General features: G+C 46.2%; 15 protein-coding genes. 7 read left to right on the top strand and 8 right to left on the bottom strand.

From position 1 onward, the window contains the following. Both sdhD and sdhC read right to left on the bottom strand, forming a co-directional pair. Positions 1–369, bottom strand: coding sequence for a succinate dehydrogenase, hydrophobic membrane anchor protein (gene sdhD / locus ACJJIL_RS04610; protein ID WP_282933824.1), 369 nt, complete (start codon positions 367–369; stop codon positions 1–3). Then, positions 363–737 carry a succinate dehydrogenase, cytochrome b556 subunit gene (gene sdhC, locus ACJJIL_RS04605; RefSeq protein WP_282933825.1) on the bottom strand — a complete coding sequence of 125 codons (375 nt, stop codon included), beginning with the start codon at positions 735–737 and terminating at the stop codon, positions 363–365. Before sdhC ends, sdhD begins: the two co-directional genes overlap by 7 nt. A 439-nt stretch (positions 738–1,176) precedes the next feature. On the opposite strand from sdhC, the gene gltA reads away from it, so the two are divergent. From gltA to ACJJIL_RS04580, 5 genes are all read left to right on the top strand, one after another. Further along, a complete protein-coding gene (gene gltA, locus ACJJIL_RS04600) occupies positions 1,177–2,466 on the top strand; it encodes a citrate synthase (protein ID WP_413662987.1) in 1,290 nt (429 codons plus the stop codon). A gap of 316 nt (positions 2,467–2,782) precedes the next feature. Continuing rightward, the gene (locus tag ACJJIL_RS04595) at positions 2,783–3,319 is read left to right on the top strand and encodes a hemerythrin domain-containing protein (protein ID WP_413662988.1); all 537 of its coding nucleotides are present in this window, start codon (positions 2,783–2,785) and stop codon (positions 3,317–3,319) included. A 489-nt stretch (positions 3,320–3,808) separates the two neighbouring features. Beyond that, positions 3,809–5,836 carry an FAD-dependent oxidoreductase gene (locus ACJJIL_RS04590; protein WP_444958438.1) on the top strand — a complete coding sequence of 676 codons (2,028 nt, stop codon included), beginning with the start codon at positions 3,809–3,811 and terminating at the stop codon, positions 5,834–5,836. Further along, positions 5,837–7,189 (top strand): cytochrome c3 family protein, encoded by a 1,353-nt coding sequence (locus ACJJIL_RS04585; RefSeq protein ID WP_413662990.1) that lies wholly within the window; start codon positions 5,837–5,839, stop codon positions 7,187–7,189. It begins immediately after the preceding gene. Positions 7,190–7,200: 11 nt separating this feature from the next. Beyond that, entirely contained in the window at positions 7,201–7,749 is a 549-nt protein-coding gene (locus ACJJIL_RS04580) for a Tll0287-like domain-containing protein (RefSeq protein ID WP_282933830.1), read from the top strand. A gap of 368 nt (positions 7,750–8,117) precedes the next feature. On the opposite strand, the gene ACJJIL_RS04575 is transcribed toward ACJJIL_RS04580, so the two are convergent. Continuing rightward, complete coding sequence (locus ACJJIL_RS04575) at positions 8,118–8,327, bottom strand: DUF3820 family protein (protein WP_282933831.1); 210 nt, start codon at positions 8,325–8,327, stop codon at positions 8,118–8,120. 148 nt (positions 8,328–8,475) lie between these two features. Between ACJJIL_RS04575 and ACJJIL_RS04570 the strand changes: the two genes are divergently transcribed. After that, complete coding sequence (locus ACJJIL_RS04570; protein ID WP_108734168.1) at positions 8,476–8,745, top strand: YMGG-like glycine zipper-containing protein; 270 nt, start codon at positions 8,476–8,478, stop codon at positions 8,743–8,745. A gap of 459 nt (positions 8,746–9,204) precedes the next feature. Here ACJJIL_RS04570 and ACJJIL_RS04565 read toward each other — a convergent pair whose 3' ends face one another. After that, positions 9,205–9,672, bottom strand: a complete 468-nt coding sequence (locus ACJJIL_RS04565; protein WP_413662991.1) for an RrF2 family transcriptional regulator — start codon at positions 9,670–9,672, stop codon at positions 9,205–9,207. A gap of 764 nt (positions 9,673–10,436) precedes the next feature. Between ACJJIL_RS04565 and ACJJIL_RS04560 the strand changes: the two genes are divergently transcribed. Next, entirely contained in the window at positions 10,437–12,719 is a 2,283-nt protein-coding gene (locus tag ACJJIL_RS04560; RefSeq protein WP_445361286.1) for a nitric-oxide reductase large subunit, read from the top strand. 197 nt (positions 12,720–12,916) lie between these two features. Here ACJJIL_RS04560 and ACJJIL_RS04555 read toward each other — a convergent pair whose 3' ends face one another. From ACJJIL_RS04555 to ACJJIL_RS04540, 4 genes are all read right to left on the bottom strand, one after another. Next, positions 12,917–13,102, bottom strand: a complete 186-nt coding sequence (locus ACJJIL_RS04555; RefSeq protein WP_413662993.1) for a hypothetical protein — start codon at positions 13,100–13,102, stop codon at positions 12,917–12,919. A 438-nt stretch (positions 13,103–13,540) separates the two neighbouring features. Beyond that, positions 13,541–14,386, bottom strand: coding sequence for an IS3 family transposase (locus ACJJIL_RS04550; protein WP_282933833.1), 846 nt, complete (start codon positions 14,384–14,386; stop codon positions 13,541–13,543). A gap of 8 nt (positions 14,387–14,394) precedes the next feature. Next, the gene (locus tag ACJJIL_RS04545) at positions 14,395–14,703 is read right to left on the bottom strand and encodes a transposase (protein WP_282933834.1); all 309 of its coding nucleotides are present in this window, start codon (positions 14,701–14,703) and stop codon (positions 14,395–14,397) included. A gap of 322 nt (positions 14,704–15,025) precedes the next feature. After that, on the bottom strand, positions 15,026–15,718 hold the full coding sequence (locus ACJJIL_RS04540; RefSeq protein WP_282933835.1) for a MaoC family dehydratase: 693 nt from the start codon (positions 15,716–15,718) through the stop codon (positions 15,026–15,028). Between the last annotated feature and the right edge of the window lie 41 nt (positions 15,719–15,759).

Genomic DNA, 15,759 nt, shown 5'->3' with positions numbered 1-15,759 from the left:
TTATACACCCCAAAGAATTTCAATGCCCCACACCGCGTACAACACGGCAACGGCAGCCAGAATCACTTCTACGAACAAGCGCAGAACAGTGGCTTTACCGCCCATCATCCGGTTGGTGATGTAGTCAGTTACCACGGACCAGAGGCCAATCCAGGCGTGAATAATGGTGGACAGCAAGGCAACCAGGCTGAAAACACGCATCCAGCGCTGGGCGAACAGTTCGGACCAGGCCTGGTAGCCGAAGTCTTTACTAAAAAAGATAAAACCCACTATAAAGAGGGTATAGGCGAGCAATATTACCGCAGTGACTCTCTGGTAGAGCCAATCGAAAGTACCGCTACGGCCAAAGCTTGTTACTGTTTTTACCACAACCATACTCCCGCCAGAAGAATAAGGATTACAGCCAGCACCAGCACTGACACAGCGCTGCGACGGCCGCCTTCGAGACTTTCACCTACTCCCATATCCATAAACAGATGACGAACACCTGCCAGAATGTGGTAAATAAGTGCCGCCAGCGATGCCCAGAGAATGAGCTTGGCAGGGATACTGTTAAATACCGCTGCAATTTCGGCGAATCCCTGCTCGGATTCCAAACTGACATCGAGCATCCACAGTAGTAGTGCAACAACAACGAAGAGCACTACACCGGAAATACGATGCAAAATGGAAACCACAGCGGTAGCGGGAAGCTTTATAGTGGAAATGTCTAAATTGACAGGTCTGTTTTTGTTCACAGGAAAAACACCTTGTTGCCCTGAACGACCGGGCGCCCGTTAGCTTTTCAATGGAGGGACGAGCTGCTTGCTGATTACTTTGCACTCGACCTGATGAAGCCTTATACAAAGTAGCCGTACCATGGCGCAAGCCGCGCGGATTATAGGCATTCACTAGTCAAAACACAACGAACGCCTGCGATTACGCCGGGTTCCCACCAGTATCGCGCAGTAAATCGGGAATCGCGGGATTTCCTCAGACTTTCCTGTGCATTATCTAGACAAATACTCTACGAGTATGGAGCGGAACCGGATATCCTGTCGCCAATAGACTGGTCGTCCATTCCTTTTGGTTTGACAATTTGCGGCGCGGCACTTAAGTTTGGCCCCGCTCAAAAGGCCGCTAGCTCCCGAAAACAGCGGGAAAAGGCCGGCATAAGAACATTTTTAGGAGTCCGCAATGTCCGATAAAAAAGCGCACCTCACAGTCGATGGTATCGACGGCGCCCTTGAGATGCCAGTTCGCTCCGGCACCCTCGGCCCCGATGTTATTGATGTCGGCGGTCTGACCAGTAAAGGCTTATTTACTTACGACCCGGGCTTCGTATCTACCGCCTCATGTGATTCCAAGATCACCTTTATTGATGGCGGCAAGGGCCAACTGCTGCACCGCGGCTACCCCATCGAGCAACTGGCAGAAAAATCCGATTACCTGGAAACCTGCTATCTGCTGATGAATGGCGAACTGCCCAACGCAGAAGAAAAGAAGAAGTATGTAGACACCATTATGTCTCACACCATGGTTCACGAATCCCTGGTGAGCTTCTTTAAAGGCTTCCGTTACGATGCCCACCCAATGGCGATGATGTGTGGCGTAGTCGGTGCCCTCGCTTCCTTCTATCACGACTCCCTGGATATCACTAATCCGGAGCACCGCGAGATTTCCGCCCACCGCCTGATTGCCAAGATGCCAACCCTGGCAGCGATGTGCTACAAGCACTCCCAGGGCATGCCCTTCATGTACCCGGACAATAGCCGCAGCTATTCCGAGAACTTCCTGCACATGATGTTTGGCAACCCCTGCGAGCCCAGCAAGATAGACCCGGTTGTCGCCAAGGCAATGGACATCATCTTCCTGCTACACGCAGACCACGAGCAGAATGCGTCCACCTCCACTGTTCGCCTGGCTGGCTCTTCTGGTGCCAATCCGTTCGCCTGTATTTCTTCCGGCATTGCCACTTTGTGGGGACCCGCTCACGGCGGTGCCAATGAAGCGGTATTGAACATGCTGCAGGAAATTGGCGACGAAAGCCGTATCGACGAATTCGTGAAGCGCGCCAAAGATAAGAATGACCCCTTCCGCCTGATGGGCTTTGGTCACCGCGTCTACAAGAACTTCGATCCACGCTCCCGCGTAATGCAGGGCATCTGTGATGAAGTTCTGGGTGCCATGGGAGCAGAAAATGATCCTCTGCTGAAGATCGCCAAGAAGCTGGAGAAAATCGCCCTTGAGGACGATTACTTCGTAGAGAAGAAGCTCTACCCGAACGTAGATTTCTACTCCGGCATTATTATGAAGGCTATCGGTATCCCCACCGATATGTTCACCGTAATTTTCGCCACCGGCCGTACTTCAGGCTGGATTGCACACTGGAATGAAATGATTTCCAATCCGTACAAAATTGGTCGTCCTCGCCAGCTGTATACCGGCTACCCGCAGCGCGATTATGTACCGCTCGAGCAGCGCTAAGCTCAAGCAATCAAAAAAACCCGGCTATGCCGGGTTTTTTATTAATTGAATATTTGAATTTATTTTGATTCCACTGGCGATAATCAACTACATTTCGATAAAAATTAAAAAGCAAAGGTCTGAAATGTGACACAAGTCCCACTTTGGAAATTTTGCTTTACTCGCCCCTTCCATAACAGTTAAACCAACTGTCATCCAATGTAAAATCCGCCACGCCCGCCGGGACCCAAACAGCTTTGCTTTCTTTAAGTTACCCCCAACTTCGCGGCGCTATCAGACCTAATAACAAACCTTTAAATTTACTGAGACTAAATTCATGCTTAGTTTTATTTCTGGAATGTTCCGAAGTAACAAAACAGAAGACGCGGCGGATCTTGAGGAAAAATATACTCGCAGCTCTTATGCAGGAGCTAAAGGTGCCCGCACAATCTCTTACGATCCCACTCTAATCAAAGCCCTTGAAGACGATCACCGCACTCTGATCAGTATTTTTCAGCGCATGTGGTCAGAGGGTTATGAGAAGCAGAACTACCGCCAGTTGTCGCAGCTACTGACTCAATTTAAATCTGGCTTCCAGGCCCATCTAATCAAAGAAAATGTACGTTTTTACGTATACCTGGAGCAAGCACTGGCTGGCGATGCCCACACACTGCAAGTAGTTAAAGATTTCCGCACCGATATGAATGAAATTGCAAATGCTGTTGTGCAATTTTGCAAACGCTATAACCACGAAGCCTTCACTCCTGAAATGGTTCGCGATTTCAAAATGGATTATCAGAAAATCGGTGAAGCGCTAACTCGCCGTACTGCCCTAGAAGAAAAAGAACTCTACGTCCTTTACCAACCCTCCTAAAAGCAACGTTTAGTTTTTTTATCAGGAGTAGTGAGATATTTAACCTAGGAATGCCGACAAGAAACAAATCTTTACAATAGGCATACTATTTTACAGTCCGCAGCCCACAAGGACGGGGCCGCATATTTTTTGGCCGCTCAGCGGTCACAGAGTAACTGGAAAGCACTCCCCTCCCCCCGCCAATTTTTCACAATCAAATTAAATATAAGCACCGAATTTGGGCAAGATACATTTAGCCCTCAGAAAAAACTGTGCACGCCAGTTAAATCCAGCCTTATTTTCCGACCTGACCTTACTTTACACCCAATTCTCTATCGTCATGCTCTAATCGGCACTAGACGTTTATTTAATTTTGTTTAAACATATAGGGATTAGAATTCAAAAAAACACTAAAGAGTGGGATATTAGTCTAAGAAAATTAGCAAGCCATCTGGCAGACAAATTAAAAATACAAAGACTAATAGAAAATCAAAGCAGTCGGGGGGAGGTATGACTGAGCTAGACGACACACTTGTCGAGCAATTACCAAGCGGCATCCACACTAATGATAACAGCTACCCAATTTATGTAATTATCGGTACTGGTCCGGTGGGCGTGCGTTGCGCACAAAAATTATTAGAATTCTGTGATGAAGCTCAAATTGTTATCTATGGGGCAGAAACAGAGTCTCCCTACAACCGGGTTAAACTTTCTCAATATCTATCAAGCCATGTAGAGTTGGAGGAGCTTGATAACCCTATTCTCAGTCAAAGTGACCACCGCCTGGCAGAATATATTGACCGTGAAATAGTCTCTATCGATCGCTCCCAAAAAACAGTCACCGATGCTGCAGGGAATATACAGCCTTATTCCAAACTAATAATAGCGACTGGATCAAATCCTATTATTCCGAAGATTCCGGGTGCGGACCTGCCTGGTGTTTACCCTTTTCGAAGTCTGCGTAACACCAATGATTTACTTGAGCTAAGGGAGCAGAATGCAGACATCTGTGTTATCGGTGCTGGTGCTCTGGGCCTTGAAGCTGCAACCGCGTTAAAAACACCTAAAAACAACATCACTTTACAATCCAGAGGACACTTACTCAGCGGGCTCCTGGGTGAAGAAGGAGAGGAGTTCCTAAAGTCCGCACTCACTGCACTGGGTGTAGAGTTAAAAATTTCGGACTCCCTAACATCCATTGAAGAGAGCGATAGCAAGCGCCTACTCACTTTTGAAAGTGGCGAAAAAATTCCCGTCGACGCTATCGTGTTGTGCACAGGGATTAAGCCGGAAATTAGCCTGGCCGAACAGAGCGGACTTTCAACTAAACGCGGAATCGTAGTCAATGAATGGATGCAAACTTCCGACCCGGATATTTACGCCGTAGGCGAGTGCGCTGAGTTTGACAAGAAAGTCTACCAATTGGTCCGACCGGGCTATGAACAAGCTGAAAGCTGCTGCTCACATATTCGTCGCAACCATAGCGGTAAATCTCTCTCGCAGCCCTACTCCGGCACTTATACCGATATTCAGCTGAAAATTGCCCATATTCCCTGCGGAATAATGGGAGAGGTAACCCCGGAAAACCTCAATCAGCAAGAGGGCGTTGAGAGCCATGTCTATCGCAATCGCTTTAAGGGGATCTATAGACGCTTATTTATCAAAGGCGAATACATCGTTGGGGCCATTTATATTGGCAGCTGGGATGAAGCCAATGAATTACGCCAGACCGTAGCACAGGAGCAAAAAATCTCTCTGCGCACACTGAAAGACTTTGAAAGCGAAGGGCGAGTTTTTGCCAAAAAAAGCGGCAATAGCATTAAAGATTTTCCCGATAGTTATCTGGTCTGCCAGTGCAACTCTGTCACCAAAGGGGAATTATGCAAGGCTATTTCCGCTGGGAAGCGCAATTTAAACGAATTGCAACAAGCGACAACAGCCGGGTCTGTTTGCGGTAGTTGCCGCCCGCTAATGGCTGAGCTTCTGGATGTGCCAGCTCCCAACTTGGTAATGCGACACTCCAAGGGGATATTGATAACTTCTGTTCTGTCATTAATCCTGATAGCCCTGGCTTTCCTGATGCCGCCAGCTCCAGTTTCCTCCTCAGTGCAGACTGCACTTTTTTGGGAAAAGCTCTGGTACGACAATTTTTGGAAGCAGGTTACGGGCTATACCATTCTCGCTATGTGCCTGTTTACTGCCGCTCTCAGTATCAGGAAACGTTGGAATAAACTTAGCCTTGGGCATGTCGATCACTGGCGCTATGCACACAGCGTTACAGGTTTAATCGCTCTACTTGCACTCGCTGTACATTCAGGCTTCCGCCTTGGTGAAAACCTGAATTTAGCATTGATGCTGGTATTTCTAACTGCAACCGCAACTGGTTCTCTCGTCGGCGTTTTTATGGCGCGCAACCACCATTGGACTGACCTGAAACTTCGCGAACACCGAAAATGGTGGTCCCGAGTTCACTATGCCCTGCTCTGGGCCTTACCGGTCCTTCTCGCCTACCATATTTTTGCGGTTTATTACTTCTAGATGAAATCATATCAATTTAAATTCTGGCATTACGGTGTATTGCTAACGCTGGCTATCGGCTCTGCGGTGGCATACAACCTTAACGTTGACGATAAATCTCTATTTATCAGTGGAGATGCCACGCACGGTCACCATCAAATTGAGCTGGCTTGTACTTCCTGCCATACCGATGGCTTTGCCGGTGAGGATGCTGTTCAGCAAGCTTGCCTGAATTGCCATGCGGAAGAACTGGAGCTTGTAGACGACTCACACCCCCGGCAGAAATTTTTAGATCCGCGCAATGCTGTACTTCTGGAGACTCTTGACGCCCGGCTATGTGTAAGTTGTCACACTGAGCACAAACCACAAATCACCGGAGAGATGGGAGTAACCCTGGCGGGCGACTTTTGCTTTCACTGCCACAGCGATATTGCCGAAGAGCGCAGTAGTCACAAAGACCTGGGATTTGAAACCTGCGCAAGTGCGGGCTGCCACAACTATCACGATAATGGCTCCCTCTATGAAGACTTCCTTATCGCCCATGTTGATCAACCTGATCTATTGGAAACTGCAAAGCTTCCCGCTCGTACAGCAGTTCAGTCCTGGCTAAATGAGCATTCAGATAAAGCCCCTTTAAAAGTTAGCGAAGCAGACATTAGCAGCTCTAGCCAGACTGCAGAAATCGCAACGGTCTGGGCACAGAGTATTCACGCACAAACAGAGGTGAACTGCAGCAGCTGTCACGTCGATGGGCAAATGCAATTCAGTAGCGTTGAGATTGTCGAGCAATGTGCTAGTTGCCACAGCGATCAAAAAGAATCCTTCACTCAAGGAAAACATGGAATGCGCATGTCCAACAAGCTGGAAGAAGGCTTTATCCAGCAGGTCGGTGCCATCTCCCCGCAACAGGCCCGCCTTCCCATGAATACCAGCGCAACGGATGAATTGAGCTGTGTCAGTTGTCACGGGCCCCATGAAGTAAATCTGCAATTTGCCGCTGTAGAGGCTTGCCTGGGTTGCCACAGTGATGAGCACAGTCTCTCTTACAAAGAGTCCCCTCACTTCGATACCTGGAATTCAAACCCAGAGGGTGGCGTAAGCTGTGCCAGCTGCCATTTACCACGGGAAACCCATGGCGAACAGGTTGTAGTTAACCATAATCAAAATCATAACCTTCGCCCCAATGAAAAAATGATGCCCGTTTGCCTGAGCTGTCATGGAGCCGAATTCTCCCTTGCTGCCCTGGCTGACAAAACTCTGATTAACAATAATTTCAAGCATAAACCCGCAGAGAAGCATGAAACATTCGAGCTGATCCGCGAGCGTATTGCAAGGATTACCAAAAGCAAAAACATGCAAAATCAATCCCAATAGGAGGGGAAAATATGCGTATTGCCGCTTGTATTATCGCTGGACTGGCACTGCTCACCGGCTGTGAGAAAAACCAGGGAGTTGCTCCGGAGCGAATGGCGGATGCCATCTTTGCCGTTATCGAGGCAGACAGGGCCAACTACACCAACAAGGTTGTAAACCGCCTGCAGAACGAGGAAAAAATCCTTGACGCTGATGAGCATTGGCAAGATAAGAAATTGCTACCACTCCCCGCGCAGATGATGCGTATGGGAGCTGAGCGTGTTGCCGAAAATGAGTCTGGCTTTAACTATGCCCTGCTCTCCCTGTGGCCAATCAACAAGCAAAACAAACCGCGCACTGAGATGGAAAAAGAGGGCTTGCAGTACGTAATCGACAACCCAGGGAAAAACTTTTACGGCCGCGAAAAACTAGGTGATACCGAGTACTTCACTGCAGTATATGCGGATGTAGGTGTTTCACCTGCTTGTGTGAGCTGTCACAACGATCACGTAGACAGCCCGCGCACTGACTTTGAGCTGGGCCACACTATGGGTGGTGTTGTTATCCGAATCCCACTCTAATCAGTTAGTTAGTAGATAGCTGCGTCCGACTTTCGAGTCGGGCAACTCTCTCACAAAATATTGCCGGCGGGTATTAGTCGGTGAGAACTGAGTTTAGAATAATTTAAAAGAGTGGCGGCCGAATTCGTTTCGACCGCTCCCTCTTTTAAGCTGACTGGCTCTACTCCCGCTACTACCTCGCTGAAATCATTCAGACCAGTGGTTACCCGCTGTGGGCCTATTTCCGGGTCAGTCCAGTCTCCATTACGGCCCGCTTTTTCTTGGGCTTCGCTCCGCAAAGCACACCTAGGCACTACTATATTAATGTCAAAGTCCCGCAGAGCAAACCGACCAAGGTGATTGCAATACTGGGAAAACCTGCTAAAAGGTCAGCGCAGAGGATCAATAAGCCCCTGCAATCCCTCTACTTTTATCTCCAAGGCTAATGCCATTAACTGTCCTAGACGCCCCTCTGGAAACCCCTTTTTTGCGAACCAAAGCAGGTACTCCTCAGGCAAATCTATTAAAACCCGGCCCGAGTATTTTCCAAATGGCATTTTGAGTCGAGCCAGTTCTACCAAGTCTTGTTTTTCGAACACCTTAACAACCACCTAAATATCGACAAAAAAAGGGAATGAAACTCCCAATTTGGATTTGTTGCCAGTGCATGCGGACTCTACACTGGCTCCGAAATAGTCGGCCTGCGCCGATTCTTTATACCTCAACCTTCCAGTAACAGAGGTGTCTATGCGTATCAAAGCTATCAAATATCTCAGCTTGGCCGCAGTATTGACTGCAAGCCTTGGAGGTACGGGCTGCGCCAATATGAGTGATACCGACCGCCGAATCGGCACCGGTGTCGGTATAGGCGCAGTAACAGGTGCCTTGATCAGTGGCGGGCGCCCTGGTGGCACTGCCGCAGGTGCGGTTATTGGTGCCGGTGCAGGCTACCTCTATGATAGGGAAAGAAAGCGCAGAGATTACTATCGTTATCGCGGTCGCTACTATCGTTATTAATTCGCTGCTTATTTTTAGTTGCTAATCAGTATAGTGCGGGTGTCATTGTACTTCGATACTCGCACTACTGAGGCAGGCAGGGAAGCCGACTCCCAATTAAACTGGTTCCTATAAGACAAAATTGGCACAATCCTCGCTTTCGTTTTACTACGGCACTCATAACGATATTCAGCAACCATCTCCCAGATAAAGGCATTACGCTTGAGCAGGAGCAATAAATTTGTGCTGAGTATTTCCCTACTCTAGGAAGCACTCCCAATACCCCCTAAAACCTAAAAGTCAGACCAACGTGCATTGAGTGGCTACCTGATATAGGGTGAGAGGAAATTGAAGATAGGCTTTTCATCTGGCGGGATACAAAGCCCCTTATGTAATAAAGGCCCTAGAGTATGAATCTTCCAGGCTTTGAATGGAAAACTGTACTTTTTCTCCCTCAAGCAAATATAAGATAAGCCTAACCTAGGGACCTTGCTGCGCCCTCTCAATTTTCGCAGGAAAAGCTAGTATATTGATAAGGTCAGTCTGACTCGGGCCGGATACCAGGTCTTCCAAGGTGTATTGCTCCAAACAAATAAAAAAACTTTCCATAGCCTCGGCGAACATTTTCTTCAACCTACACGCAGGAGTTATGACACATTGATTATTTGTCCCAAAGCATTCTACTAACACGGTATCTTGCTCCAATAATCGAACTAGCTCTCCAACATTAATGTCTTCAGGAGCTCGGCTTAGCCGAATGCCACCATACTTACCCCGGGTTGCAATCAAGTAGCCTTTGAGATTCAACTCTTGTACCACCTTCATTAGGTGGTTTTTAGATATTTGGTAGCGCTCAGCAACTTCTCTGATGGTTACTAACTCTCGATCCTGTATAGCAAGGTACATCAACACTCGCAAAGAGTAGTCGGTAAATTGCGTGATCTTCATTGGCAAAGTCCCTCATTGTGAAGCCAAGAATTTTCATCCCTTGAAAATTTAAAGATGCATCTAGTTTACATCATTGGAATTTAGGTGTAAATTGCCACGCAAAAGATGCATCTCATATACATGTATAGATAAAGGGGTAGAGAATGCTCAGTCTCAAATGCTCGTTCAACCTAGCCCTTAGGCTACGGTTACAGCCGAATGTGCTATTTATGACTGGCCCAAAAGCTATTAGAGGAATTTCGAGCGAAAGCGCTCTGAAGTCAGGGGCTGCTTTCCTGAATTTAAGGCCGCTAATTAATTTAAGAGACCGAGAAGTGAACATCGATATATTCGCTTACGAGAACTCTACCCAGGAGCTGCAGGTTAACAACGATTATTGGCCATTTTTCATTACCCAAATACAAGGTATCGGTCGCCTAAAAATTCAATGTATTACACGACCAAACATTATTTTGAGAAGCCCATTCTCAATTTGATTTATTCAAGCAACACAAGGAAAAGGAGAGTTTATGTTTTTTCTGTTGCAAGTTAACGCCTCTACTGGAGGTCAACCCCATGAGTTCACAGCTAAGCAAGAACGCGAAAAGTCAGGCTTAAAACCTATTAACAATCAATCAGGCATCATAGATCCACTCCAAAAAATTAGAGATACCCGATGTTTACGATGTTTTGTTTTACAAGCAGCCTAGGGAGATATACGAAAATTAATAGTTTAAATAGCATATTGCTAAAAAAGCCAATTTATATTGGCAAGGATAACTCTGATGAGAACTTACAAATCTCTTTGGTGGACATTGATCGGCGTTTTAACTGTAACCTTTTCAATACTCGGATATTTTGGCAGTGAAATATATCGGAAGGCACCTCCGATACCTGACGCCTTTGTCTCAGAAAATGGCAAAATACTGACCACTAAAGATAAAATTTTAGATGGTCAAACTTCTTGGCAATCCGTTGGAGGAATGCAACTGGGATCTATTTGGGGGCATGGTGCCTATCAAGCCCCAGACTGGACCGCTGACTGGTTACATCGAGAGCTAATTAATTGGTTATCAATAGCGGCAAAAGAGGAATTTGGTCTCCCATATGAATCTTTATCCAAAAGAGAAAAACACAAACTTCTGTATGACCTTAAATTAGATTATAGAACCAACACCTATAGCAGAGAATCTAGAATTGCCACTTTATCTAAGCGAAGAGTCACATCTATAGAGCAAACCGCAAGATATTATGATGCACTTTTTGGAGGTGACCCCGCATTACAGTCAACCCGCGCAAATTACGCAATGAAAGAGGTTACACTGCCCGATGCGGATCGACGAGCACGACTTACTGAGTTCTTCTTTTGGACATCCTGGGTAGCTTCAACCGAGCGTTCAACAGGTGGCGCAACCTACACTAACAATTGGCCCCACGAACCATTAATTGACAACAAGCCAACTAGCGAAAATATTATTTGGTCTATTATTAGCGTGGTCTTATTGATTGCCGGCATTGGCGCCCTAGTTTGGGCATGGGCGTTCCTACGCACAGAAGACAAACACCCTACTGCCCCCAAGCAAGATCCAATCAGCACCTTCAAATTAACTCCCTCACAGAAAGCTCTTGGAAAATACTTACTAGCTATAGTAGGACTATTTACTTTCCAAGTTTTTTTAGGTGGTTTTACTGCCCACTATACTGTCGAAGGACAAGGATTCTATGGGATAGAGACATCGGAGTGGTTTCCATACAGCCTGGTACGCACCTGGCATATACAGGCTGCTCTATTTTGGATAGCTACAGGATTTTTAGCTGCCGGGCTATTTCTTGCTCCAATCATCAACGGTGGTAAAGATCCTAAGTTCCAAAAACTTGGTGTTGATATATTGTTTTGGGCATTGATAGCAGTCGTTATTGGATCATTTGTCGGCAATTATCTAGCCATTGCACAAACTCTGCCACCAGAGCTCAGCTTTTGGCTGGGCCATCAAGGATATGAATTTGTAGATCTTGGTAGACTATGGCAAATCGGTAAATTTGCCGGCATCGTACTATGGTTGGCATTAATGCTGCGCGGTATTGTTCCAGTATTAAAGCAAAAGGGTGATAAAAACCTGTTAGCCCTGTTTGCCGCCTCCGTAATTGCCATAGGATTATTTTATGGTGCAGGCTTCTTTTATGGCGAGCGCACACACATATCGGTCATGGAGTTTTGGCGCTGGTGGATAGTGCACTTATGGGTAGAAGGTTTCTTTGAAGTTTTTGCTACAACTGCGCTTGCATTTATCTTCTTCAATATGGGCCTTGTATCTAAACGCATGGCTACTGTGACTTCTCTAGCTTCAGCGTCATTATTTTTACTAGGGGGTGTACCGGGAACTTTTCACCACCTATATTTCTCAGGGACGACAACACCCGTTATGGCGGTAGGGGCCACATTTAGTGCACTCGAAGTGGTCCCACTTATCTTGTTGGGTTATGAAGCCTGGGATCATTATAGCTTAAAAAATCGTGCACCCTGGATGGTGAAAATCAAATGGCCTTTAATGTTTTTTGTAGCTGTTGCTTTCTGGAATATGTTAGGAGCAGGCGTACTTGGCTTTACCATTAACCCACCGATAGCGTTATATTATCTTCAGGGCTTAAATACCACAGCCACACATGCCCATGGTGCATTGTTTGGAGTATATGGGTTCTTGGCATTGGGCTTTAGTTTACTCGTTCTTAGATATATTCGTCCCCAGTTTATATTTAGCGAGAAATTGATGAAAACGGCATTCTGGTGGATGAATATAGGTTTGGCTTTAATGTTGTTCACCAGCCTTTTGCCGGTCGGTATTATCCAGTTTATGGCGAGCGCTTCAGAAGGCCTTTGGTATGCCCGCAGTGAAACCCTAATGCAAAGTGGAACGCTAGTTACTCTAAGATGGATACGAACTATTGGTGATGTGGTGTTTATCGTCGGTGCACTGGCTATCACATGGCAAGTAACACAAGGCGTGCTGAACCTAAAGAGGCACAGTTCAGTAGACTATCTATCAGGGCAAACTAAATCAGTCTCTTAATCTACTTATAAACCTATGCAACGTTACTGCGTAACTCAACAATAACGTTGCATTATTTGCTGCCCCCAAAATATCTTTTCTCAGTAATCACCCGTATTAAAGACACTGAGTTTTGACAATTTTCTTAACAGGGGAGAGTAAATTACCAAACTATTAATTGAACTGCCCCATGAATATCGGATTTGGAGAGAGAAAATTTACAAGTGTTTAATTTTCGTTTTTCCACAGCGTTCACAACGATATTCAGTAACCAACTTTCCCTGCTTTACGTCAAACTTGCGCTCGGTGACCACTTTCCATTTATGAAAACCTTCCCTGCACAGTGTGCTGCCCTTGTGCTTTTGCCAAGCGGTTTTTCTTTTGAAAGGAATAACATCTCCCATTTGTTCTCGCACAATAAAGTTTGAACACTAATTTTATTTTGGAACAATAAAGTTTGAACACTAATCACTTCAAGAGCCTAAATGTACCTTTGGGGTATCAAACAGGTGAGATAAATGAAGAGGTAAGTTGCTTCAAATTACACACACATACCGACAATTTTATCCTAAAAAAAGAAAAAATTAGATATAGCATACCAAAAAAATCTTTATTAAAAAAATTCTTTCTATTTATTTGCTTATTGGTTGGTTACAAATCTAGCGCTCATACCTCATCATTACAAGTGAACCACCCGATCTTTGATGGAATCCATCTAGATTTGTAGCAACGCAGCCACTAATCCTCGGCAATGGAGCGCTCAGTCAGAAAGGTCAGAAATAAAAGAGTTATCTAGGTGGTAAAGACACGTTGGTCTTGCCCACAAAAAGTAGACACTCTAACTATGCGTATTTTCGCTCATACTCTGCTGGACTTACATAGCCCAATGCAGAGTGCCTACGAACTCTATTGTAGAAAATCTCAATGTATTCAAACACCTCAGATTTTGCTTGCTCTTCGCTTTCGAATGTTCCGGCATAGACCAGCTCGACTTTTAGCCTGCTAAAGAATGATTCCATTGCCGCATTATCCCAACAGTTAGCCTGGCGACTCATACTCGGCTTGCACTTGCTTTCGGACAAGAGATCCTGGTATTTCTGCGATCGATATTGCACACCCCTGTCAGAGTGAACTAGCAGTCCAGGCTTTATTGGTCGTCGCTCTAGGGCCATTTTCAATGCTCGACGTGTCAATTCATCGGTCATCTGCGAGTCGAATGCCCAACCTACAATACGTCGAGAGTACAGATCCATAACTACCGCGAGGTATAGCCACCTATCCAGAACCCAGATATACGTAATGTCACTGGTCCAGCGGCAATTTGGTCGATCCACATCAAAGCAACGCTTAAGTAAGTTGGCGGAGACGTTAATGCTCCCCTCTACGGGCTGACTATATCGAAAGCCTTTGCCGTTTCTCGCTTTAATATGTTCCTGTTGCATAAGCTTAGCGACGTAGTTCCGCGAGCATGGCTCACCTAACTCTTGAAGCTCGCAAGCAATTCTAGGCGCGCCATAACGACCTTTAAACTCAACAAACGTCTCTCGGATTTTCTCGATTGTTCGTATCTCTCTAATCGTGCGAGCAGATGGCAATCGCCCCCGCCATCGATAATAACCCGATCTTGAGACTTCTAAACACCGACACATCAAGCTAACCGGGAATGACCCTACATGCTCTTGTATCAATGCGTACTTTACTCTTGGTGGTTCGCAAAGTACGCAGCTGCCTTTTTTAGAAACTCAACCTCCTGACGAGCTTCATGCAGCTCCTTCTTGAGTTTGCGAACTTCAGCGCTTTCCTGTTTGGAATAGTCGACACCGTCTAAACTATTGAACTGCTTATCAGACAGTCGATTAAATTGACGACGCCAGTTGTAGATCTGCTGTGCGCTGACGCCTAGCTCTCGCGCCACAGAAGCCGTTGTTGCTCCAGCCTTTTCCGCTCTCTTAACTGCTTCTCTGCGGAACTCCTCCGTATACGCCTGAGTTCTTTTCTTACCCATGATACACCTCCGTGTTAGGCCTAAACCTAACTATACAGGGTGTCTACTAAACGTGGGTAAGTCTTACGTCTAACGCCGCCCCCAGCTGCATTTCCCTACTTAACCAGGGAAATTAATAAACCCCAGCCCCCATAGCCTCTGAAATTCCCTATCAGATAGCAGGAATACACCTTTCGATAATCACAGATACTCAAGGTTCATATCTCTATCCAGAGATGGCTAATTCTGCGCTCTTGCAAGAGCGATCAATCGAGAATTACTCTCCTCCCAGTTTGCCTATGATAATTAGTAAGTGCCGGGAGGGTGCGCGTGCATTTTGAATTCAGAAGTAAAGTTTCAGCACACTATCCGCAACACAAACCAGGCGACCTGAACCTTCAACCTCTACCTCAATATGATTGATCATTTCCACACTACGCTTCGATGGCACCAGGGACTTTAAAGTCGTACGAGCTCGGATACGATTGCCAGTCTTAACTGGATAAGGAAAACGCACCTGTTCAAGGCCGCAGTTTATAATCATTCTAGCTTCAGGGTAAGGCGGTTTTTCCGGATTGACAGCATCGGTGAGCTCGGGAATTAGCGATAGGACCAAAAAGCCGTGGGCAATTGTGCCTCCAAACGGCGATTCAGCCCTTGCTCGTTCTGGATCAATATGAATCCACTGGCGGTCTCCAGTTACTTCGGCAAAACTGTCAATGCGCGACTGGTCAACTACAATCCAGCGCCCAATATATATCTGCTGACCAATACGTGCTTGCCAGTCTTGGTAGAAAGCGATGGCCTTAGGGTTCTTAATGACTTGTAATTCACGATTGGTAGCAGGATCAACAACCGGCCCAGCTTTCGAAGTCCATGAATTTTTAAGCAAGTTACTGATGTAATAGGACAACTGATGCAGGTGATTATCATGGGTGCTTTTGAGGTCCAAATTGTTAATCCGAGCCCTAAGCAACCTTTCCTTTTCCCTGATGTACTCGAGCACGTCCATCATCTCATCCTGTATTAATGACATTGAAGCAGCGTAACTGGACCTAAAATTAATTTTGTGCGGCA

The organism is Microbulbifer maximicatervae (SeqCode), from assembly GCF_052468095.1.
Note: the sequence above shows the minus strand (reverse complement) of the source record. Positions and strands in the feature narration are given on the sequence as shown.

Excerpts from the sequence above, each read along its gene's own strand:
- ACJJIL_RS04565 (WP_413662991.1), bottom strand. The coding sequence starts at position 9,672 with ATGAAGATCACGCAATTTACCGACTACTCTTTGCGAGTGTTGATGTAC.
- gltA (WP_413662987.1), top strand. The coding sequence starts at position 1,177 with ATGTCCGATAAAAAAGCGCACCTCACAGTCGATGGTATCGACGGCGCC.
- ACJJIL_RS04590 (WP_444958438.1), top strand. The coding sequence starts at position 3,809 with ATGACTGAGCTAGACGACACACTTGTCGAGCAATTACCAAGCGGCATC.
- ACJJIL_RS04595 (WP_413662988.1), top strand. The coding sequence starts at position 2,783 with ATGCTTAGTTTTATTTCTGGAATGTTCCGAAGTAACAAAACAGAAGAC.
- ACJJIL_RS04585 (WP_413662990.1), top strand. The coding sequence starts at position 5,837 with ATGAAATCATATCAATTTAAATTCTGGCATTACGGTGTATTGCTAACG.
- ACJJIL_RS04540 (WP_282933835.1), bottom strand. The coding sequence starts at position 15,718 with ATGTCATTAATACAGGATGAGATGATGGACGTGCTCGAGTACATCAGG.
- ACJJIL_RS04580 (WP_282933830.1), top strand. The coding sequence starts at position 7,201 with ATGCGTATTGCCGCTTGTATTATCGCTGGACTGGCACTGCTCACCGGC.
- ACJJIL_RS04560 (WP_445361286.1), top strand. The coding sequence starts at position 10,437 with ATGAGAACTTACAAATCTCTTTGGTGGACATTGATCGGCGTTTTAACT.
- ACJJIL_RS04545 (WP_282933834.1), bottom strand. The coding sequence starts at position 14,703 with ATGGGTAAGAAAAGAACTCAGGCGTATACGGAGGAGTTCCGCAGAGAA.
- ACJJIL_RS04570 (WP_108734168.1), top strand. The coding sequence starts at position 8,476 with ATGCGTATCAAAGCTATCAAATATCTCAGCTTGGCCGCAGTATTGACT.
- ACJJIL_RS04555 (WP_413662993.1), bottom strand. The coding sequence starts at position 13,102 with ATGGGAGATGTTATTCCTTTCAAAAGAAAAACCGCTTGGCAAAAGCAC.